Here is a 22,124-nt window from a genome sequence, read left to right on the forward strand (position 1 = left end):
CAATAAAACCGTTCCCTCCCCTCACGGGGGTGGAACGGCACAGTCAATAATACATGAAAAAACGCTATTTAGAGAGAGTCTCTACAAACTTTAATGCAAATGTAAGGGAGAGAAAGAAGAGCTGAAAATAAAATCTACGAAAGGGGAGGTTTTGTCGACGGAATAGCCAAATAAGGAAACGATATATGCTGAGACATTAATCCAACGGCATCATAAATCCTACCCCTCTCACCGTCTTTATTTCGACACAGGGTTCATCTTGCAGATACTTCCGTATTTTGCTCATAAACACATCCAAGCTGCGTGATGCAAAGAAATCATCCTCCGTTTCCCAGAAACGGCTGAGTATGGCACTTCTATCCACTGTTTCGCCCCTGTTTTCGTAAAGCAAATGTATAATCTTCGCCTCCCTGATGGTCAACACTCTGATAGAACCGGTTTTATCATCCCGCAAAGTAGCATGTTTGGTGTCCAGCAAATATCTACCCATCCTGCAATGGTCGCTTTCATTACGCGACTTTGCCCCTTCCTTCATTCTGAGCAAAGAACGAATATGAGCATCCAGTTCATCGGGCACAAAAGGTTTCTTTATGTAGTTGTCCACTCCTATATCGTAACCTTTCGTCACATCCTTCGGCGAGCTCATGGCCGAAGCAAACAGAATAGGTGTATTGCCATCCGTTTCACGGATGCGCGCCACCATTTCATAACCATCCATTACCGGCATATCCACATCGGACATAATGATATCCGGATGATGTTCTTTCCATGCCTTCAGTCCTTCGGCGCCATTGGTTGCCGTAAAAACTTCATATCCCCCAATAATTTCCTGCAATCCGCTTTTCACAATATAAAGCAAAGTAGGATCGTCTTCTACTACTAACAATTTAATCATAGTTTTTCGTTTTTTATCGGTATATACAAAACAAATTCACTAAACTCTTTTTCAACACTGTTCACAGTCACACTACCCTCATGGGCATCCATCACTTGATAAACATAGTTCAACCCCAGCCCAAAACCGGCAACTTTGCCAAGCCTGGAACGCTTGAAAGCCGAGGCACGCTCAAACTTCTCAAAGATATGTTTCCTGTCTTTCTCCGAAATACCGATACCGTTATCATGCACTTTGATAAGGGTATGCGTAGCATTGCTGAGCGAACTTATATCTATCTCAACCGATTCTTTAGAGTACTTGATAGCATTATCTATCAGGTTACTGATAGCCTCTTTCAAATATTCTTCATCAGCGCAAACTTCCTTCGCCTGAAGATTCGTAGTGAAATGCAGTGGCTTGGTACACTTAGTGGAGAACTTCTCTATCAAATCGTCTATCATAGGCTCCAGCGGAAATACCGTTCTTGACATTTCCAACTTATGGTTCTCTAATTTAGAAAGCGTAAGTACCTTATTTGTCAAATTTAGCAAATGTCCGGTCTCGTCCTCTATAATACAAAAATATCGCTCTTTCAGTTGCATACTCTCCATTTTGCCACTATGCAGGAAACTCGTACAAGCCAGAATGGAACTGAGAGGAGTTTTCATATCATGTATCATGGCATAAGAGAAATCTTCACGTACTTTGGCTATCTTATCCTGACGGATGATAATCTTAATCTGGTAGATGATACAGGTGATTACCATTATCATCATGATGGCGGTAGCTATCATTAAGAGGCCCATACGCTCAAAGATAGCCCAATAAGGATTCAGCAATACAAGCTGAATACCTTGGGATAAATCTGTTCGTATAGGGATTATATCAGATTTAATAACTCCCCACACAGGTATAGTTTGCACTTTACTCTTTTGATAAATCTTTCCGCTTTTGGGATCAGCCAAACATGAAAGAAATTCACTTTCAAGACCAGCTCTCTTCAACAATTTAAAAGCAAAAAAGTCTACCTCACATAAAGGGACTTCAATCCCTAATTTCCACAAGCCATCATAAAAATAAGTATTTGCCGGTATGGAATCATTTATAGGTCCGGATGAAATTGTCGTCCCCTCAGGAACGCCTAACTTACTAAAATCTGCAATGGCCTCAGTTAATGCTTCATCTAAAATATTATTAGTTTCTCCATATATATTATTTCTAACCAGTATAAAAGTATTATATAGCCATATCGTTTGTAATGACAATATAGCTATTAATCCTAAAGTTGTAAATAATATAATGTGTTTTCTATTCATGTATATTTTTTGCAAAGATAAAAAACATTTGGATAATATTAGATAACATTTAGATAACATTTTCTAAAAAAAAACGCCTATATCTTTGCAACGTCAAACAAAAAACAAAGAAATAACTAAAAATTATAAATTATGAAACAGCTTATAGAAGAATTAACACAAGAAGAAAAAGTGGCAATTTATGGTGGTGCATATAAATGGGTATTTTCTAATGGAGAATGGATTATGGTTAAGACATCAGTTTCTTCTGCAAATATTAACCTTCCGATAACAGAACAACAACATAAGCAGTAAAAGAAAGCACTTAACTTTGCAACATCAATCAGAACAAGAAAAACAAATTAAAGAAAATGAATCATGAAAAGCAAGAAGTATCTAAATGATTTGAATGTTTGGGAAACCAAACAAATCTCAGGAGGTTCCAAGGTCTGTACATTATATAATGTATCGAGTGAATTCTTCAGAACAAAACAAGAAAATATTAACCTAATAATAACAAAGCAATAACATAAGCACTGAAAGAAACCGCTTAACTTTGCAACATCAATCAGAAACAAAGAAACAAACTTAAAAAAGAGATTATATGAAGACAAAGAGATTTATTAACTGCAATACCCGTTCGAGAGATTGCCCGAATCTAAAAATACAATATATAATGTATCAGATGAACTCTCAACAAAACAACAAAAGGTATTTAACCTAACGATAACAAAGCAATAACATAAGCACTGAAAGAAACCGCTTAACTTTGCAACATCAATCAGAAACAAAGAAACAAACTTAAAAAAGAGATTATATGAAGACAAAGAGATTTATTAACTGCAATACCCGTTCGAGAGATTGCCCGAATTTAAAAATACAATATATAATGTATCAGATGAACTCTCAACAAAATAACAAAAGATATTTAACCTAACGATAACAAAGCAATAACATAAGCACTGAAAGAAATCGCTTAACTTTGCAACATCAACAAGAAACAAAAGAAATATCTTACAAACAATTTAATAACTAAAATACAATTATTATGAAGACAAAAACAATGAAAGCGCTTAGCGCGAATGAACTGAGAAATGTAAATGGCGGATACGGCTATGATTTTATAACGGATCCGGATGGCCGCCCACATATAGAAGATATTTTTAAAATACCAGGAATAGATTCCCCATTCGATATAGGCAGACCACCTATCTTCATTTAACAGAAACAAATTGCATCCCACCACATGGTCATTGTCCGGGAACACCAGGAATCTTCGAACAAATCTTTAAAGCAGAAACGTTTGTCTCTTGCTTTTAAAAAAAGAAAAGCCAATATTGGTGATGTGACAATACAACACATAGTAAATCATGAAAGCATTAACTTTAGAAGAATGTATCAATACGTATGGCGGCTGTTACAACTACAGCGAAGAAACCAGTATAATCAGTGTATTTGTAACGCCCCATACTTTCCAAAAGTATTATCAGTATTAACAAATAAAAATCAAACACAGTTATGAAAAAGAATGAAAATTACATGGTAAAACCATTGAATGAAAAAGAACAGAGAAACGTATCAGGAGGATTCGCTCAAGACGGAAATCGCCTCATCATTAATCCGAGCACAGGTCTTCCAGATGTTTCTAAAGAGTTGGATAGTCTGAAAGATTTCACCAAATGGTATTGATCAGGCAGTTCTATTGAAAATAAACACTATTTTAATAACAATAAAAAACTAAGAATTATGAGAAATTTAAATGAAAACACATTAATGCAAGAAATGAGCTTGCAAGAGATGAAAGAAGTAAATGGTGGAATCGCTCCCCTAATTGTCCTAATTGTTAAAGTAGCGGTGTCTACCATTGTCACAGGATTTGCAGCTGAAGTGATATATGACTCAGACCAAGCCGCAGCTAATTTTCAGGCAGGATACAACAGTGTAAGAAATTAACAAGTGAAGCATATGAACTATCAAGAATTATCAAGACAAGAGATACAAAACATCTACGGTGGTAAGGAATCACCGAATTTCTCTTTTTCGGCTTTGTTAGGAAAAGCCGCCGGATATGTAGCTAACGTTGCAGAATCAATAAGTTCGGCTATGGCCGCCCTAAGTGATGGTGAATTTACCCATCAAGCGATAAGAGGCATATAAATAAACCCAAAGGAGAAGTGTAACTACTTCTCCTTCTAAAATATAGATAAAATGAAAACTAAATGGATATTGACCGGATTGGTCTGTTGCTTTCTTTTCATAGCCTTCTTGGGGAATGTATGGAAAACTGTTGTTCCGGATGACCACCATATCGGTGACATTCTTTACGGCATGGCGTTTCTGTTGACTGCCTTTTTCATCTCTCGTTTGTTTCTTGAGAGAACATTGTCAGGAAAAGAGTTACTGACAATCGTCACATTCGGGATTGCTTTTTGTGGACTGTATGGAGACCTATACAAAATAGCAGGTTCTATCTGTATGAGTTGCATTCTTCTCATAATAAAAAGGAATAACCTATTTATTCGTTGAAGTCTATTGCTCCCTTATTTTCCCCAGTTAGAAAAATTCTTTTCTCCGTTACCGAATTAAGCAAAAAGGGAATGAGGCCTATATATTTGTACAATTAGAAATTACTTCAAAGTTTTAATTATATGATAAACAAAAAGTATATAATATCAGGAGTTTCAGTTGGGATAATAGGATTAATCCTATCACATACGTACCGCCCTTACATATACGAGAATCACATATACGATTTTCATATTGCCGATACTATCGGGAGCATTGTTTGCGTACCTGCCGCTACTTTATTATTTTATGGATTCACTGATAAATATTATATTGGGAAGCTCACTCTTATAATCACACTGACATATATATTCTATGAGCTTCTGGGTCTTCTCAATATACATGGCACTTTTGATTTATATGACATCATTGCCATTATCATAAGCGGTATATGTACTTACTTCATTTTAAACTGGCGTTTAAAATGAAGTAAAATCATACAATAGAACTATTTCCAAATAAGGTTCAAGGAATTTCATTGAATGGCCAATATTAAAGATAGCTCGTTGATTAATGGTTGAAAAGTAGTACTCCAGCATAAAACTCTCACGAAATTTATTTATATTTACCACCGATTTAATCAACGCACTGATTTTTATCACGAAATATTAGTTAATTTCGTCCATTAACTCAGAGCATAACAAACTATTGATATGAACTCTCAAAGTAAAAAGATGCTAATAACTTTTGCTTTTATTGTTTTTCTTATTTGCATGTTTATTGGTGCATATGCCGCAATGAAAGGTGATTAGCAACTAAAAAATAAATCCCGAGATTCTATTGAAAAACCAAAAGATCTCAATAGAATCTCACAACCAATATGATTATGTTTTACATTGAAAAAAAAATAATTAAGCTCAAAGAGCTTTTTATACAAAATGACTTTTTTAGATACCTCATTATTATAGGGTGTGCAGCAGCTATATTCTGTTTATTTTATTATGGCGGAAAAGAAGTTGGTAAAACAATAAGTGCTCTTCAAAAATAATAAGGCAACCTGTTGGCGGAATTAATTCATATCGGTAGAGTTATGAGGTAAAGTGATCATTCTGACATTTTGTATTATCACCCCTCCGAGAATCGTTTCTTTACGCCCGGAAGGACGTTGCAAAGGAAAGACGGGAATAAAAATCCGTAATCTACTATTTGACAGTTCGATACAGAAATACGTACAATCATTCTACAGTAAAATAACAAGCAATCTGCTGCATCGGAACAAGCAATGTGCCAAGTATTAAGATACTATCTACAGGATATCAACATCCAATGTGCTGGATCTCTATATCCAACGCACAGGAAATAGAGACCGGACGCACCGGATATGGGGAACTGACTTGCAAGATATATATATCCAACGATTCAATTCTCCATATTCGAAAAGAAAGATGTGAATATGCTACATATATAGGCTGTAATCCGGTTGATAAGTCTCTGTTTTATACTTTTTGGAAACAGTAGTTGTTAGTTTATAGTCTATTCTGATGACTCTTTGCAACTATATCCCTAATTTTCCGATCACTTCGCTTTCTTTCCGGAACAGGCTCTTCGGCATTATTACTTAAAGTTCTGAGCCGGATGATTGTATTAAATGGAGTAAAATTATACAATAGAACAATTTCCTAATAAGATTCAAGGAATTTCATTAAGCCAACGACTAATATTGCGTTCTTCGGCGCTGAACTCCACACCGAGCTTTATCACTTCGCGTCCATCCGCCTGATAAGGTATCAGGTAGCCTTTTTCATCAATCTGTTTCAAGGCACAAGAAAATCCACAAAGCCATAGCGTACTTCATCATTAGGAAACTCCAACAGGTAGTTGCGGAAACGCTCATCAAAACCCTTTATTGTCAGATAACCGCTCTGATAAATCAGCGGAATAGGATTGTTGGAATCTACCCGATACTCGGAGAATACGGAAGCGGGTGCCTCAATGCCATCGAGCAAGGTGCGCAAGTCGTACTCCGTCTTCTGCAACATTTCAACAAGAAAAGTCGGAGTACCGGTCTGAAACCAATAACTTCCCAGCTCCATATTGCTGAATGCATTCAGAACACTGAACGGATTGAACATACCTTCTCCTCTCGGGTGGAAATGATAGCCGTCATAGTTTTTGGTCAGTGCATCTACCGTTTCGTCAAACGTGAGATTGTTTATCTCACCAAAATGTTCTATTTCCGGGACAAAGACCTTGCACAACTCCTCTTTCGTAATGCCACACACAGCAGAATAGTAATAATTCATGCTGATATCCTGCAACTGGTTCAAATCACTGAATACGCTGACTTGCGAGAATTTCGTGACTCCCGTAAGGAAGGCGAAACGCAGGTAACGGTCGGCACTTTTCAGAACACCATAAAAAGCTTTCAGAGTTTTACGATAGTCTTCCAGCAGCTCATCATTGCCAAGGGCCTGTAACAGTGGTTTGTCATATTCGTCAACCAGAACCACGACACTGCATCCGGTTTTCTCGCTGGCACGGCGGATGATGCCGGAAAAGCGGCCGAAAAGAGTATTTTCATCAATTCCTTTACCATATTGAAGTTCCCATTGACTCAGTTGGCGACTGAGAATATCATACAACCGCTCCGATGAATCATACTTTTCCGCATTCAAGTCAAGATGCAGCACAGGATGCTTTTTCCATTCTGTCTCCATTTGTTCGATGGCAAGTCCTTCAAAGAGCTCCTTTCTTCCTCCGAAGTAAGCCTCGAAAGTAGAAAGCAACAAACTCTTACCGAAGCGGCGGGGACGGTTAAGGAAATAAGGTTTGCCGGTATTGGCTATCTTCCAGATAAAAGCCGTCTTATCCACATACAGATAATTACCTGTCCGTATATCTTCAAAGGTCTGTATTCCGATAGGAAGTTTACGAAGTATGTCATTCATTGCCATAGTTTTTCCTTTTTTAGTAATTCAAAGTTAATCATTATTTCCGGATAATTCAACTCACGAACTATTTAACATAGCGATAACATTCCTATAACCTATCTTCCGCCGCCAACCCCGTACCTTTGCTTCACAGAAAAAAAAGAAAAGTATAAATCACTAAAAGACAAAAAGATATGCTATTACCAAACGAATGGATAGAAAACAGTTTAGAAACTTACATCTATCAGCACACCACAAAGTCCCAGATTATTTACTGGGTCGTTCTATTAGCCATTACGGCAACCATGATCGCACTTCCCTTTATTTATGTAGACATTTCCGTACAAGGCAGTGGAGTAGTGCGCCCCGTAACGGAAAAGACTGAAATTAAATCAGCTATCACGGAACTGGTAGACTCCATTTATGTTCGCGAAGGCGAACAAGTCAGCAAGGGCGATATCCTTCTGCGTTTCCGCACAAACAGTTCCGACTACAAAATCAACTACCAGACTAACCGTCTGAATGATTACGAGGCACATCTTGCCGACCTGGCATATCTGGCAAAAGGCGAGCATCCTGCCACATTCCGCTCTCCGGTTCGCCGGCAGGAGTACACTTACTTCACCAAAAAGAAGAAAGAACTTGAAACCTCCCTGACACAAGCGGAAAAAGAGTATAAACGGAACAAGACATTGTTTGAGAAGAAAGTAATTTCAGAAGAAGAATATGACAAATACTACTATCAATATCAAACCCAGCAAAACGAACTGGCTTCATTGACACAGAGTCAACTCAGCACTTGGCAAGCTGACTTGAACAGCTACCGCAATTCACGCAATGAGATGAGTACCAGCCTCAAGCAAGAGGTGAAAGACCAGGATATGTACATTGTCCGCAGTCCGGTAGACGGCACGCTCGACCAGTTCTCCGGCATATACCGGGGAAGTAGCATTCAAGCCGGACAATCACTGGCAGTAATCAGCCCCGACTCCACACTCTGCCTCGAAGTATACGTCACTCCCCGGAATATCGGTTTTATGAGCATAGGTATGCCGGTCAATGTGCAAGTGGAATCTTTCAATTATAACGAATGGGGCACACTGCCCGGAAAGGTAAAAGAAATCTCCTCCGACTTCCTGACGGACAATCAAGGCAACTCTTTCTATAAAGTGAAATGTGAAATGGAACAAGATTACCTGACACTGAAAAACGGACAGATAGGAAAGCTGAAAAAAGGTATGACCGCCAGCGCACACTTCATGGTGACACGCCGCTCCCTGTTCGATCTGCTTTATCAGAAGATTGACGACTGGGCAAATCCAAGACAATACACCGCTAACGAGATGATGGCAAGCGTAAAAGCACCAGTTACACAACGTTAAAAAAACAAATAATCAAGTGAGATAGATATTATTCTTCGAGAAATTACTACTTTTATATTCAAATAATGCATAACAGTATGAACGAGGAACGATATTTCTTACATTTTAAAGGTGGATTATATAAAATGTTAGGCATAGCCAAACACAGCGAAACGCTGGAGGAAATGATCGTCTACCAAGCCTTATACGGAGAGCATAGTATTTGGGTCCGCCCTAAATCTATGTTCTTCGACATGGTTATCTATAATAATATTAAAGTAAATCGTTTTAAAGAAATATCAAAAAACGTTATCCTCCATTTAAAGATGCTATAAAACAAATAACGGTACAGGAGGCTACAGATGAAGTATTATCCGGAATCGCATCTGCTATTTTAGGGGTATGGTATTCCTGCGCACAAGAGAACATCTCTCTACAGCAGATTGTCGACGATATACAGAAAATGGGAAAAGGATATGTAAACATGGTTACCTATCCGACCAGAGCCATTTCACAAGAATGCCAAGATATATTCAATAAAATAGAAGGATTCACCTATAACGTAAATGGAACTACTTTATATTGGTCGTGTGGATATATGACCGGAAGTACTCCCTGGGCTGAAGAGTTAGAAAGTATAATACAGAATATAAATCCCACAGATAAATGGGCTTTAATCGAATTATTAGGATAAAATGAGTATGAGAACGTATGTAAATATCACAAATGACAATAAGCATAGCATTATTGACTCAATGCTGGCCTTGATTGACTCACACACCAGTGTTGAAAGTTATCGTGATGCATTTTATCAATTAGGGAAAGCATTGGGGCTCCTGCTGAGTCAGCAGATGCATGATAAATTGGGAAACACAATGTTGGCATGTGCTTCTGAAGACGCAGACTGGTTAGCGCATGGGGTACTGAATTCTCTTACCCCAAAAAAAGTTTCATTGGCAGTGTTCTGGAACGAAAGACTTTCTTTCGATGCGGAAAAAAAGATTGAATATAGCCCTATCGTAAAATCATATATAGAGCCTATCCATAATTGTGAGACATTAATTCTTGTAAAATCCATTATCAGCACTTCTTGTGTTGTAAAAACTCAATTAACCCGACTCGTAAACGAAATAACGCCCAAATACATATTCGTTGTATCTCCCGTCATGTATAAAGATGCAGAATCAAACCTGAAAATGGAATTTCCGGAAGATATAAGTAGCAAATTCAACTTCTTAACTTTCGCAATTGATACCGAAAGGGATGAGCATGGGCAGGTCATACCAGGAATCGGAGGCATGGTGTATCCTAAATTAGGATTAGGAGATATTCATGAAAAGAATAGATATATTCCACATTTAGTGAGAGAACGCACCAAGTAAAATCAACTACCATCCACTTTTAACATAGCAATAACATTCCTATAACATACCTTCTTTTTTTATCAGTGTAATTTTGTCTCATTATTGAAACAAATGTATTAACCACTAAAAAAAGAAGATATGTTTTTAAACAAGGGTACTAAGATCAAACAACATGATATCACCGATTGCGGAGCAGCCTGTCTGGCTTCCGTATGTGCACACTACGGACTGCGCTTCCCGGTATCGCGCATCCGCCAATATGCATTCACCGACCAGAAAGGTACGAATGTATTAGGACTGATAGAAGCCGCCAACAAACTGGGATTGTCCGCTAAAGGCGTCCGCGCACAGTTCGATGCACTGTACACGATTCCCAAGCCAACCATTGCACATGTGCTGGTAAATCACAAACAACTTCAACACTTTGTTGTAATCTACAAAGTGACGAAGACACACATCACATACATGGATCCCGGAGACGGACGGATGCATAAGGTATGGCACGAAGACTTCCGGCACGACTGGACAGGCATACTGGTATTGATGGAACCGGAAGAGACCTTCAAAAAGGGAAATCAGCAGACCAGCATGAGCAAGAAATTCCTTTCATTGATGGCGCCCCACAAGTCCGTAATGCTGCAAGCCGTCTTCGGTGCGCTTGTTTTCAGTATTTTGGGATTGTCCACTTCCATCTATGTAGGCAAAATCACAGACTATGTACTGGTCGACAAAAACACCAATTTGCTGAATCTGATGGGAGTGATTATGCTCATTATCCTGTTGCTGCGTACCTTCATCGGTGCAATGAAAAGCATTCTGGCACTGAAAACCGGACAAAGAATCGACGCGGCCCTGATCTTGGGATATTACAAACATCTGCTGACCCTGCCTCAACAATTCTTTGACACCATGCGCGTAGGAGAAATCATTTCACGCGTGAACGATGCCGTAAAAATACGTAACTTCATCAACAACGTATCGCTCGATCTGGTAGTGAATATCATGATACTGGTGTTCTCCCTGTGCCTGATGTTCATTTATTCCTGGAAGCTGGCAGTCATGACCCTGATATCAGCGCCGCTATTCCTGCTCATCTTCTGGGGGTTCAACAAACTGAACCGGAAGTACCAACGCAGCATCATGGAAAGCAGTGCCGATCTGGAATCCCAATTAGTAGAATCCATCAACTCCATTTCAACCATTAAGCGTTTCGGCATCGAAGAGTATGCCAACCTGAAGACAGAAAGTCGTTTTGTACATTTATTGAAGAATACCTACCGAAGCATCTACGGCTCCATCATGGCGCAAGGAGGCATCCAATTCGTATCTACAGGAATCACAATCGCCATCTTGTGGCTGGGCAGTATTCTGGTTATCGATCAGGAGATGACACCCGGCACGCTCATGGTATTCTATTCTCTGGTGGGTTACGTCATCTCGCCCATCGGTTCGCTGATATCATCCAACCAGACTATTCAGGATGCATTGATAGCCGCCGACCGCCTGTTTCAGATTATGGATCTGGAAAGAGAGCAGGACAATGAACAAAAGATCATTCTGGAACCGGATATGATGGGCGACATCACCTTTGAGAATGTCTCCTTCAGATATGGTTCGCGCAAGGAAGTATTCGACTCCTTGAATCTGACCATAGAAAAGGGCAAGACTACCGCCGTCATCGGAGAAAGCGGTTCGGGCAAAACAACATTGATTTCTCTATTGCAGCACATCTATCCCATCCAGTCCGGATGTATCCGCATTGGAGACTATGACATTGCACAGATTGACAACCGCAGCCTCCGCCGCCGGGTGGGCACCGTCCCCCAACAGATTGAACTGTTTGCCGGAACCGTTGTTGAAAACATCGCGCTTGGTGACATGGAACCCGATATGAAACGGATTGGCAGCCTGATGAGGCAGCTCGGCCTGATGGACTTTATTGACAGATTGCCCAACGGCTATATGACTCAAATAGGCGAACATGGCGCAACCCTTTCCGGAGGCGAGCGTCAGAGACTTGCCATTGCCCGTGCCCTGTATAAAGAACCGGAAATCCTGATTTTCGATGAAGCCACTTCGTCACTGGATTCCATAGCCGAACGTTACGTAAAAGAAACACTGGATGCACTGGCCGGGAAAGGCAAGACGGTCATCATCATCGCCCACCGCCTGACCACAGTGAGATGTGCCGACAACATCGTAGTGATTGATAAGGGGAAAGTGGCGGAAACCGGTACGCACAGCCAACTCTACGATGCAGGCGGACCCTACTTCAGACTGTGGAACGAACAGTTTGCCATGTTCGAATAATCTTAACATAGCGATAACATTCTTATAACATTGTTTGACCTGTCATTGTCCTACTTTTGCAACAACAAAAAGATAGAACCATACAGTAATCAAACAATGTTATTTTTATGAGAAAATTAATGATGATAGGCCTGGCAATTGTAAGTCTCACCTTTGCCGGTAATGTACAGGCGCAAAATAAAAGATGGTCTCTCCAAGAGTGTATCGACCACGCCATCCGGCACAACATTGAAGTAAAACAAAGCCGGAACCGCATTGAAAAACTAAAAGTAGAAAAAAGTACTTTAAAAAACAGCTTCCTGCCCGACCTCAGTGCCGGAACTTCTCAGAAGTTCGACTTCGGACGCTCGCTCAACCGCAGCAACGCATACGAAGACAGCAATACACAAAGTTCCTCCTTCTCCGTAAGCACAGAAATGCCTCTTTTTACAGGTTTCAGGCGGAGTGCATCCGTATCACGCAACAAGTTCGACCTGATGGCAGCCGAAGCTGATAAGGAACTTATAGAAAACGACTTATCGTTGAATGTCACAAGCTGCTATTTCCAGATTCTGCTGAACAAGGAAATTCATAAGATTGCTCAGGAACAAATCCGTCTGACCCGGGAGCAGGAAGACCGGACATTGCTTCTGATAGAAAACGGCAAGGCGCCGCAATCTCAACTATATGACGTCAAAGCCCAATTGGCAGACGATGAACTGACGGCAACGGAAGCCAAGAACTCGCTCCGTCTCTCCCTACTCGACCTCATACAGCTCATGGAGTTGCAAGAACATGAAGAGTTCGACATAGATTCTCTTGATGAGAACATATCCCGGACAGATACCATCATGCCCCAAACCATCTATGCAGCCGCACTGAACTGCATGCCTCAAATAAAACAGGCCTATTATTCACTGCAAAGCAGTTCAAAAGCCATCAAAGTAGCCAAAGCAGGATATTACCCTACCCTTTCATTAGGTGCGGGTATCAGCACCGGCTATTATCATTCGGGGAACAGTATAAATCCATCCTTCAGGCAGCAACTCCAAAACAATATGCAGAAAAGTGTCTATTTATCACTGAGTATCCCTCTCTTCGACCGCTTTTCAACCCGGAATGAAGTCCGCGCCGCACGAATAGAAGAGAGCAATGCCCGTCTGTCTTTGGAAAATGAGAAAAAGAATCTATATAAAGAGATTGAAAAGGCTTATACAGATGCGGTGAACGCGTTGGAAAAATACGAATCGACCTCCAAAGCCGTCGTTGCCAATGAAGAGGCACATCGCTATGCTTTGGAGAAGTATGCCTCCGGCAAGTCGGCCGTATATGAATACAACGAGATAAAGATGAAACTGGCAGAGGCGTTATCGAAACAATCACAAGCAAAATATGCATATCTGCTAAAGGAGCGGGTATTGGCATTCTACTCGTGCAGAGAATCAGCGCTAAGCCATTGATTATTTCTTTTTGCCCGGCTTGTTTCGCATCTCCACAGTAAGCACTACCGGGTGTTGACCTTGACTGACAGGCCTGTCAACCTTGTTTAACCGCCCTGTCAACCTTGGTCAACCGGCCTGCCAACCTTGGTCAACACCCGGAAATCTCTAAGAACAAAGGGATATACCTCTGGCTATTAGCAGAATAACATCTGCCATAAAGTAAATAATTTAAGTTTCGTAAGCTTTGTATAAAGCTTATAAATGATAATTTAGCGGGCTGAATTTTAAGCCTGAAAGGCTTGCATTATATAGCGTAGGGCATCGCCCTACGTAATGTGCATCCCCATTTCTAAGCCCTGAAAGGGCGATATAAAGGTTGATGCTTAATTGCGCCCTTTCAGGGCTTAAATTAAAGATATACATAATCACGTAGGGCGTTGCCCTACGCTATGTAATATCAGGCTTTCAGCCTGTCTTGATTTCAGGTATTCAGTTCCCTAAATTATCATTTATAAACCTTATCAAAGCTTGCGAAACTTGAGTAAATAAATGTATCGCCCCGATATGGGGCGACTGTGAAAGTGAGAGTAACTTGATCCAACTTTTTATTGAACGCTTGAGTTCATGGTAACTGAAAAACGATAGGTTCCGGACTGCAGTGCAAGCGAGATAGTCTTTCCCTTCTGCATGTACAAGCTAACTCCTTTCGCTTCTTTCCATATAGAATCTCCTTCTTTTAGAGTTCCCAAATCTATATCGGACAGCTTCAAAATAGCCGTAGTATTAGCAGGTACAGTAACTTCAAGATTCAGGACACCAGAATTCACCGCCCAGTTGGACACTATATTCCCATACATCGAATTATAATGTGAACGAACCTGCTGAGGCCCTTTCTCCGTGATCCAAGGTTCAATGGTAAATTCCTTATAGCCGGCCTCCGGACGGCGGATTCCTCCTAAAGCCTCTATAAACCAGCTACCTATATACAAATAGGAACTATGCAGACCCGAACCACGACATTGCCAATCTTCAAAGAATGTACCGTTGCCATGCTTCAGCATATCTCCCCAGCCGGGAAAATCTTCTTTGGTAGCCATCTCAAAAATCAAATCATTACGATGATTATCCAATAGAGTGTGCAGCAGGAACGAACCGGCAGTAATGCCTCCCCAGAAATGTCCTTTGCGCTTTACCTGTATTTCTTGTTCAAGACGTTTCCAGACTTTTGCTTTCAGATGCTTCGGGGGTAAATCGACCATCAATGCAATAGCCAGATAAGAAGGATAGCCATTCACGTAGCTATTATCTTTCGAATTGAAGAAAGTAGCATGGACAGCCTTACGCACTTTTGACGCCCGGTTCCGATAGGTGGAAGCTGCCTTTTCATTTCCCAACACATCGGCTATCTGTGCAGCAGTTTCAAGACTGTAAATCCAGTGACAGTTATTGAAGAATAAAGTTTCCCGAGTATCTCCAAGTGCTTTTCCCTGTTTCTCCATAGCCGACCTTTCCGGCCATGCATCCGGCCAGAGCCAGTCACCCAGAAAACTCCATTTACCTCCCCAACGTACCAACATATCATTCTGCGACTTGGTTTCTACAAAAGAAAGCCAGCGCTGAATAGTAGGAAAACTTTCTGAAAGAATACGTACATCACCATACTGACGATAAAACTCCCAAGGTAAAGTAATGCAGAAACCACTCCAGGATGGTCCGCCTCCACCAATGCGGGTAGGAGCGGTATAGGGAACATTCCCTTCGGGATCTTGTACATCACGCCAATCTTCCATCCATTTGTTATAAAAAGCCCCCAATTGATAATTTCCCAAAGCTGTGCGTGTAGTAGCCAGTGCATCTCCCCCGTAGCCACAACGCTCACGGTGAGGACAATCGACCACATAGTTACCCAAACTAAGATTTTCAAACGTCCACAAAGTGGTACGATAAATATCATTTAACAGAGGAACATCACATTCAAATTCACCGCTCCGGCAATAATCCGGACGAATCATCCAACCACGTATCTGGTCTAATTGCGGTTTATACCGGAGACCGGTAATTTGTATCCAACGTCCTGTCATATAATTAAAACGATTACAGAAGGTTCCTTTCCGTTTGGGACCGACTTTATAAATGCTATGTATACCATAGCTGCAAGCATCCTTTTCCCTTTCAGAAAATTGGAATACAATGGAATCACCGGGCTGGCCTTGGAGCTGCATCTCAAACCAGCCTGCATAATTGATTCCCATATCAACCCTATAGACTCCAGGACTTATCTCCTGAACAGAAAGTGGTTTTATTTCATCAAGTAACCGGTTAGGCTCTGTACGGTCAGATGATACTGTAACGTCGGTAGAATAAGCCTTTGCCATAGCCCAACCGGAATCATCAAACTCCGGAGTATTCCACCCATCCTTCTCCAAAGCAGCATCATAACATTCTCCTTCAAAGTGATGCGCCTCCCAGTAACCTAACAAGGTATTGGGACTAGCATGAGTCTTCCAAGTATTATCTGAAACAATTCGTAATTTCTTTCCGGAAGATAATGTGATCTCAGCTTGAGCCAATGCCATCGGAATAGCCGGCCTGTCCTTCTGCTGATAAGCCGGAAAAACAGCCCAGGAAGTGCCCAGCCACAAGGCAATAACATTAGTACCTTTTTTCAGATAGTTCCTGATATCATATGTCATGTAGCGGGCACGTGATTTATGGTCCGTCACCGAAGGTGAAAGGACAGCATCCCCCACTTTCCGTCCATTGACATACAGTTCATGATAACCGATGGAAGCTACATAAATAATAGCATCCTGCGAAATTTCCGACAGTTCAAAGGTCTTGCGAAACCAAGGATCTGCCATTACATTATTCACCTTCTTGCCTCCTACACTCTGCGACTCCATTTCTGCACTGCCTATCCATCGTGCCGACCAATCGGCAGCAAATAGCCCCATACGCCAGTTCGCAGTAGTACTCCATGCCGACCAATGATTATGTTCGTCTGAGAAACGGACTTTCCAGAAACATCTTTTTCCGGCAGACAAAGGCACTCCTTCATAAACAATATTCACCGACTCAGCCGAATTAACGCGACCGCTGTCCCAAAGATCTCCACGATCTGCATCGAGCAATTCCCGGGAGCTTGCTACAAGAATCTGATAAGCAGTCTGTCTCCGCCCGCGTGCCGGAACAGTGGCTCCCATTTTCCAACTCAAACGGGGTTGCTGTATGTCAATACCTAAAGGATTACTAAGATATTCACATCGCAAATCAAAAGGTTGGAGAGTGGCAATATTGGTGAAAGCCGTACTGCCGGTCAGTTCATCCCCCGGAAAAGCAATCTGCACTTCTCTGCCATTAAGAGTCAGACAAACTCTCTTCTGACTATAAAGCGGATCAGCAACCCAGATATCATAATCAGTTCCCTTCTGCTCAAGATAGACAATCACCTGTTTATCAGCAGCCAGTGTAAGTCCCTCTCCTAAATCAATTATCCCCGGATGATAAAAAACAACGGCATACTGATGATTCACCCTAACAGCCTGCACCGCAGAACTATTTTGAATAATCTTATAATTCTGTGTAGCTGCAAATGTCTGGAACTCCTTCAAAGACCTGTCAGGAACCACCATATACGCATACTTCCCTTCCTTAGCCTTTACACCATGACTAATCCAGAGATTAAAGATGTCAGCAGAAATCTTCTTTCCACTTCCACTGATATTAATATCTTTCCAAGCCCCCGTTTGTTTCGGGCTGCTGACAGTTACATCTCCTCCTGAAGGAAATAAATAACCAACTTTATCATGATATACCCAAGCCGGATTCTTTGCAGATGCATTTTCTTTGTAAACAGACGTAGTCCCTTCCTCTTTGCCAACTACCATTTCGCCTTTAAAAAGGCACTGATTAACAGTTGTAACCACTTCTTCGGGAGCATTTGACGCAATATCTGTTCCTAAACACAAAAGCACATCATTCATAAAAAAGTAAGCTTTCTTAGCCTTTACACCCTTATAGCAATGCTCATAAGCAATGACTCCATTCTTGCCATTACTTACACCACCTCCATACCGGTTTTTTCCGAACAGATATCCTTCAAGACGGGCAGAGTCTGGATGTTGGATAGCTGTAGTACCCGGTATTTTATTCCAATTCCATATAGGGAAGATACCCCCATATTCTTTTCCGGAAGTAAGGATATTCGTAGCACCAAGCGGCAAGTTATAGCCTTTGAGGTTCTCATTATTGAGCATTTCGGTTCCATTGGTCCGGGTAGAAATCACCTTAGCTGAAAGATAATAGCCAGCACCGTGCTGAACCATTATGTCCGATTTCCAGAAGTACTTATTGCCGGGAGCAGGAAAGGGAGCACCGGAAAGGTGTTTCTTCCAAGCCGAATAATCAGCAACACGTTCAGGATCATTCTGTTCCATGTATTCCAGTGTGACAGGAGAAATATTACTCAATCCTTCTGAACGTGATATATTACGACCGATTGCACCAAAATCAAACGTTTCCCGATAACCCAACAACCGATGACCACCCATCAGGAGATTAATAAATATCTCTTTCTTCTCTTGTGTAAAATAAGATTCAAAGACAGTTCCTTTCACCAACCGTAAATAATATGCAATATCATCTACATACGATAAACCATAACCGCCAGAATATAATTGGGGACGATGCTGATGGAAACTGCCATCCACCTTAATACCTTCGTCGCCTTGTTCCGGAACAATCTTAATAGTAGAAGCTATGGACTCAATTCCGGTTCGTATCAGCTCTATATTATCTTCAATACATCCCTTATGAATAGTAACGGCAGATACCCATGTACGGTTTTTGCCTTTATGTCCTTTATTTCCAGTCAAATCCTGTAGATAAGAAGAATAATGCAATAGCTTCTTTTCACTAATTTTGCCTTTCAGCAGAATTAACGGAACCATGTAGTCCTGGGGAGCACCAATATCACCGAACCACCAGTTCCTGGATTTAGGACGTACTTTATACCAGTAATCGATACCTGCAACGATTTGTTTCAACAGTTTTCCTGAATTATAATACTTATTTCCAGGTTTCCGATATGCAATAGCCATTGATTTCAACCGTTTCAAATGAGAACCGGCCGGATAAAAAGAACCTTCGTGTACAGTTACATAATCCAGATCCGGAAAACTTCCGTCCGAGCGTAACGCACTCGCATAACCCGCTATTATGTCCTCATCCACCTTCGTTTCCAAATAGGAAGCGACCAGCCTCCCTGTCATTTCGTCCACTTCCTTTTGCGCATCAACTTGCACCTCTTTAGCCTCAGCCAAAGAGCAACAAAGATAAAGCAAACAGAATATTAGTTTCAAGCATTTCATAAACATACTCCTATTTATCCAGATACTTACCATCAGCTACTATCCCTGAGCTATGCACTGTACGAATAAATTTCGCATCAGCAGGAGCGGCACCTTTACATTGGTTCAGTTCTGCCCCGACAACATCATCCAGAAAGAATAACGGACGTACATCGGGCTTCATCGCATCAAAACGTACATTATTAAATCTCACATTCCTGGCATGGCGTACATAGAAACCGGCAGCCGGTAATGTATTACCAAACATTCGATTCTCAGGATAGCTTTTAGTCATTTCCGGAACGGGTTTATTAACCATGTCCGAGGTCCCGCCCCCCGGATAGCTGATTTGCACGTTATTGATCGAAACATTTTCTACATAGCTTGTCTCCACACCAGTTATTGAACAGGCTATCAGGCTTTCTGCGGTTGCTACAATGTTGCTGATATTTATATTCTTCAATACACCACCCTCTTTCCGGTAAGTGCGGTGTCTGTCTCCCAAACGGATGAATATGGGAGTCTGGACATCGCGCATAGAAATATTGGAAACGGTGATGCCATCAATAATGCCTCCATCAACCATTTCTATGGCAACACCCGAAATAACGGTAACATCGGCCGAAATATGTTCAAGCTGTTTACTCCAATGACGAATATTATCTTCCGCTGCCCGGCGAACAACACAATTGGAAACCGCGATGTTCCGGTAGCCTCCATGAGAGGCAGTACCAAATTTAATTGCATTGCAATTACTTGCTGTGACACAATTCGTAACCGTTATGTTCTCGCAAAAATCAGGATGGTCACTCTTGAAACAAATGGCATCATCTTCCACATCAATGTAGCAATCGGATATAGTCGCATTCTTAGCATCTATATCAAGCCCGTCATTATTATAATTACAATGACTGAATACCTTCAAGCCACGGATAGTTACATCTTCACATTTCTCATAATGCTGCACCCAATAGGCAGAATTACGGAGAGTGACATCGGTCACAACGATACCCTGACACTCTACAAAATAGATTATCTTAGGGCGTTTCGGTCCGCCGTCCGCATCATTGCCGAATTGAAACGCTTTATTTCCACCTTGTCCGTCAATCGTTCCGAATCCGGTAATCGAGATATTCTTCTGTCCACGTGCAAACAAAAGTCCGGAAGACTGATTCATATTACCATCCTTGAAGGGAAAAGCATGATCATAATCCGACAAACGTGTACTCCCCAACAATAAAGTGCCAAAATCCAGATGAAGGTTCACATTTGATTTCAGTTCAATGGGACGTATCAAATAAGATCCGGATGGTATCAAAACAGTTCCGCCTCCTTTCTTCGAACATTCATCTACGGCTTTCTGTATAATAATTGTATTATCCGTTACACCATCTCCTTTAGCTCCACGCTTAGTCACATCAATTGTTCCGGCTATAAGGGAAGAAGAAAACAGCAAAGATATTGCAAACAAGACTATATTACATCTATTCATCATGATATCATTGTTTTTAGGGTTTATCATTTAAAGATTTATATCGGCACAAAGCCTCTACATAGTAATAATCAGCATAGGTCAAAGGCATATCTATCTCTGTACCAGAAGGGATGTTCCCTACCGAATGTTTCAGAATGAATCCGCCGTTAGTTCCCTCCTCTGCCGTATATGCCGGTGAGGATAATGTCTGGAGCATTTTTTCGGCTGCCTTATAATATTTCTTAGCCCGTTCTCCAGATACATACTGAGATAGTTCCAATAATCCCGAACAGTTGATAGCTGCCGCAGAAGCATCACGCAAAGCATCCGGTATATCAGGAGCATTATAATCCCAGTAAGGAATCAGGTCTTTGGGCATATTAGGATGGTTCAACGTAAATTCTGCTATTTTTATAGCTTGCTCCAGATATTTCCGGTCTTTGGTAAAACGGTACATCATTGTATAGCCATACAATCCCCAAGCCTGTCCACGAGCCCAAGCAGATTTTTCGGAAAAGCCCTGCCCGGCTTGGTAGTGCTTTATTTCACCGGTCACCGGGTTATAATTCAATCCATGATAAAGACTATTGTCCGCCCGGAAGTGATTCTTCAAAGTTGTATCGGCATGCTTCACAGCAATATCATAAAATGTGCTGTCTCCTGTGGCCTGAGTAGCCCAGAAAAGCAATTCCAGGTTCATCATATTATCAATGATAACGACATAGTCATCCGGTTTGCGATTATGTGATTTAATACAGCCTACCACGGGGCTGAAACGGGAAATCAACGAACGGGCGCTGTTCACCATAATATCTTTATACTCAGGTTTCGGAACAATGCGGTTAGCATTGCCATAACTGCAATACATCATAAAACCGACATCATGTGTATTCACATTGTATTGTTCCGGTTCCAGCAGTTTCAGCATACGTACTCCTTCAGCATACAACTCCTTATTCCCTGTATTCTCGTACAGATAGAACAGAGTTCCGGGATAAAAGCCGCTACACCACCATTCCGAGTTACTGGTTTTCAGACGTTGCATGTGTTTGTCATACGTCTTAGGGAACTGGTTACTTCCCTGCAGTTCACCCCTCATATAGAGATATTGACGAGCAGCATGCTCTAATGCTTTATCTACTTTTACCTTACCACCGGCGAATAAATCACCGGAAGAAAAAAAACTAATTAGAATCGTAGCAAACAATAATGTACTCTTTTTCATGGTTATATTTTAAA

The 22,124-nt window shown here is 41.1% G+C and carries 18 protein-coding genes and 1 pseudogene; 13 read left to right on the plus strand and 6 right to left on the minus strand.

Annotation, left to right across the window (positions count from 1 at the left end):
- Window positions 1-196: 196 nt before the first annotated feature.
- Entirely contained in the window at window positions 197-895 is a 699-nt protein-coding gene (locus DW036_RS22030; protein ID WP_118466205.1) for a response regulator transcription factor, read from the minus strand.
- The gene (locus DW036_RS22035) at window positions 892-2,193 is read right to left on the minus strand and encodes a sensor histidine kinase KdpD (protein WP_118466206.1); all 1,302 of its coding nucleotides are present in this window, start codon (window positions 2,191-2,193) and stop codon (window positions 892-894) included. Before DW036_RS22035 ends, DW036_RS22030 begins: the two co-directional genes overlap by 4 nt.
- Window positions 2,194-2,325: 132 nt before the next feature.
- Between DW036_RS22035 and DW036_RS25645 the strand changes: the two genes are divergently transcribed.
- From DW036_RS25645 to DW036_RS22050, 7 genes are all read left to right on the plus strand, one after another.
- Window positions 2,326-2,487 (plus strand): hypothetical protein, encoded by a 162-nt coding sequence (locus tag DW036_RS25645; protein WP_158585983.1) that lies wholly within the window; start codon window positions 2,326-2,328, stop codon window positions 2,485-2,487.
- Window positions 2,488-3,220: 733 nt separating this feature from the next.
- Entirely contained in the window at window positions 3,221-3,394 is a 174-nt protein-coding gene (locus DW036_RS25650) for a hypothetical protein (RefSeq protein ID WP_158585984.1), read from the plus strand.
- A 148-nt stretch (window positions 3,395-3,542) separates the two neighbouring features.
- The gene (locus tag DW036_RS26210) at window positions 3,543-3,668 is read left to right on the plus strand and encodes a hypothetical protein (protein ID WP_255421323.1); all 126 of its coding nucleotides are present in this window, start codon (window positions 3,543-3,545) and stop codon (window positions 3,666-3,668) included.
- 22 nt (window positions 3,669-3,690) lie between these two features.
- On the plus strand, window positions 3,691-3,861 hold the full coding sequence (locus DW036_RS25655) for a hypothetical protein (RefSeq protein ID WP_158585985.1): 171 nt from the start codon (window positions 3,691-3,693) through the stop codon (window positions 3,859-3,861).
- Window positions 3,862-3,918: 57 nt separating this feature from the next.
- A complete protein-coding gene (locus DW036_RS22040) occupies window positions 3,919-4,125 on the plus strand; it encodes a class IIb bacteriocin, lactobin A/cerein 7B family (protein ID WP_118466207.1) in 207 nt (68 codons plus the stop codon).
- Window positions 4,126-4,137: 12 nt separating this feature from the next.
- Window positions 4,138-4,329: a hypothetical protein gene (locus DW036_RS22045; RefSeq protein WP_118466208.1), complete on the plus strand. Its 192-nt coding sequence runs from the start codon at window positions 4,138-4,140 to the stop codon at window positions 4,327-4,329.
- Between the two features lie 51 nt (window positions 4,330-4,380).
- A complete protein-coding gene (locus DW036_RS22050) occupies window positions 4,381-4,698 on the plus strand; it encodes a hypothetical protein (RefSeq protein ID WP_118466209.1) in 318 nt (105 codons plus the stop codon).
- Between the two features lie 1,668 nt (window positions 4,699-6,366).
- Here DW036_RS22050 and DW036_RS22065 read toward each other — a convergent pair.
- Window positions 6,367-7,625 (minus strand): annotated as a pseudogene (locus tag DW036_RS22065) (AAA family ATPase).
- Window positions 7,626-7,801: 176 nt separating this feature from the next.
- On the opposite strand from DW036_RS22065, the gene DW036_RS22070 reads away from it, so the two are divergent.
- The 6 genes from DW036_RS22070 (at window position 7,802) to DW036_RS22095 (ending at window position 14,081) form a co-directional block, all read left to right on the plus strand.
- Complete coding sequence (locus DW036_RS22070; protein WP_118466212.1) at window positions 7,802-8,989, plus strand: HlyD family efflux transporter periplasmic adaptor subunit; 1,188 nt, start codon at window positions 7,802-7,804, stop codon at window positions 8,987-8,989.
- A gap of 77 nt (window positions 8,990-9,066) precedes the next feature.
- Window positions 9,067-9,303, plus strand: coding sequence for a DUF1653 domain-containing protein (locus DW036_RS22075; protein ID WP_118466213.1), 237 nt, complete (start codon window positions 9,067-9,069; stop codon window positions 9,301-9,303).
- Window positions 9,304-9,431: 128 nt separating this feature from the next.
- Window positions 9,432-9,662 carry a hypothetical protein gene (locus tag DW036_RS22080; RefSeq protein WP_118466214.1) on the plus strand — a complete coding sequence of 77 codons (231 nt, stop codon included), beginning with the start codon at window positions 9,432-9,434 and terminating at the stop codon, window positions 9,660-9,662.
- Between the two features lie 7 nt (window positions 9,663-9,669).
- On the plus strand, window positions 9,670-10,350 hold the full coding sequence (locus tag DW036_RS22085; RefSeq protein WP_233560512.1) for a hypothetical protein: 681 nt from the start codon (window positions 9,670-9,672) through the stop codon (window positions 10,348-10,350).
- 120 nt (window positions 10,351-10,470) lie between these two features.
- Window positions 10,471-12,642, plus strand: a complete 2,172-nt coding sequence (locus DW036_RS22090) for a peptidase domain-containing ABC transporter (RefSeq protein ID WP_118466216.1) — start codon at window positions 10,471-10,473, stop codon at window positions 12,640-12,642.
- A gap of 107 nt (window positions 12,643-12,749) precedes the next feature.
- Complete coding sequence (locus DW036_RS22095; protein ID WP_118466217.1) at window positions 12,750-14,081, plus strand: TolC family protein; 1,332 nt, start codon at window positions 12,750-12,752, stop codon at window positions 14,079-14,081.
- 587 nt (window positions 14,082-14,668) lie between these two features.
- Here the strand turns inward: DW036_RS22095 and DW036_RS22100 are convergent.
- The 3 genes from DW036_RS22100 to DW036_RS22110 are packed head-to-tail and all read right to left on the minus strand — an operon-like array spanning window position 14,669 to window position 22,110.
- On the minus strand, window positions 14,669-19,432 hold the full coding sequence (locus tag DW036_RS22100; RefSeq protein ID WP_233560513.1) for a family 78 glycoside hydrolase catalytic domain: 4,764 nt from the start codon (window positions 19,430-19,432) through the stop codon (window positions 14,669-14,671).
- 10 nt (window positions 19,433-19,442) lie between these two features.
- Window positions 19,443-20,906 carry a glycoside hydrolase family 28 protein gene (locus tag DW036_RS22105; RefSeq protein ID WP_118466256.1) on the minus strand — a complete coding sequence of 488 codons (1,464 nt, stop codon included), beginning with the start codon at window positions 20,904-20,906 and terminating at the stop codon, window positions 19,443-19,445.
- A gap of 13 nt (window positions 20,907-20,919) precedes the next feature.
- Complete coding sequence (locus tag DW036_RS22110; protein WP_118466219.1) at window positions 20,920-22,110, minus strand: glycoside hydrolase family 88 protein; 1,191 nt, start codon at window positions 22,108-22,110, stop codon at window positions 20,920-20,922.
- Between the last annotated feature and the right edge of the window lie 14 nt (window positions 22,111-22,124).

The sequence above is a fragment of the Bacteroides sp. AF39-11AC genome (genome assembly GCF_003474285.1).
GTDB lineage: Bacteria > Bacteroidota > Bacteroidia > Bacteroidales > Bacteroidaceae > Bacteroides.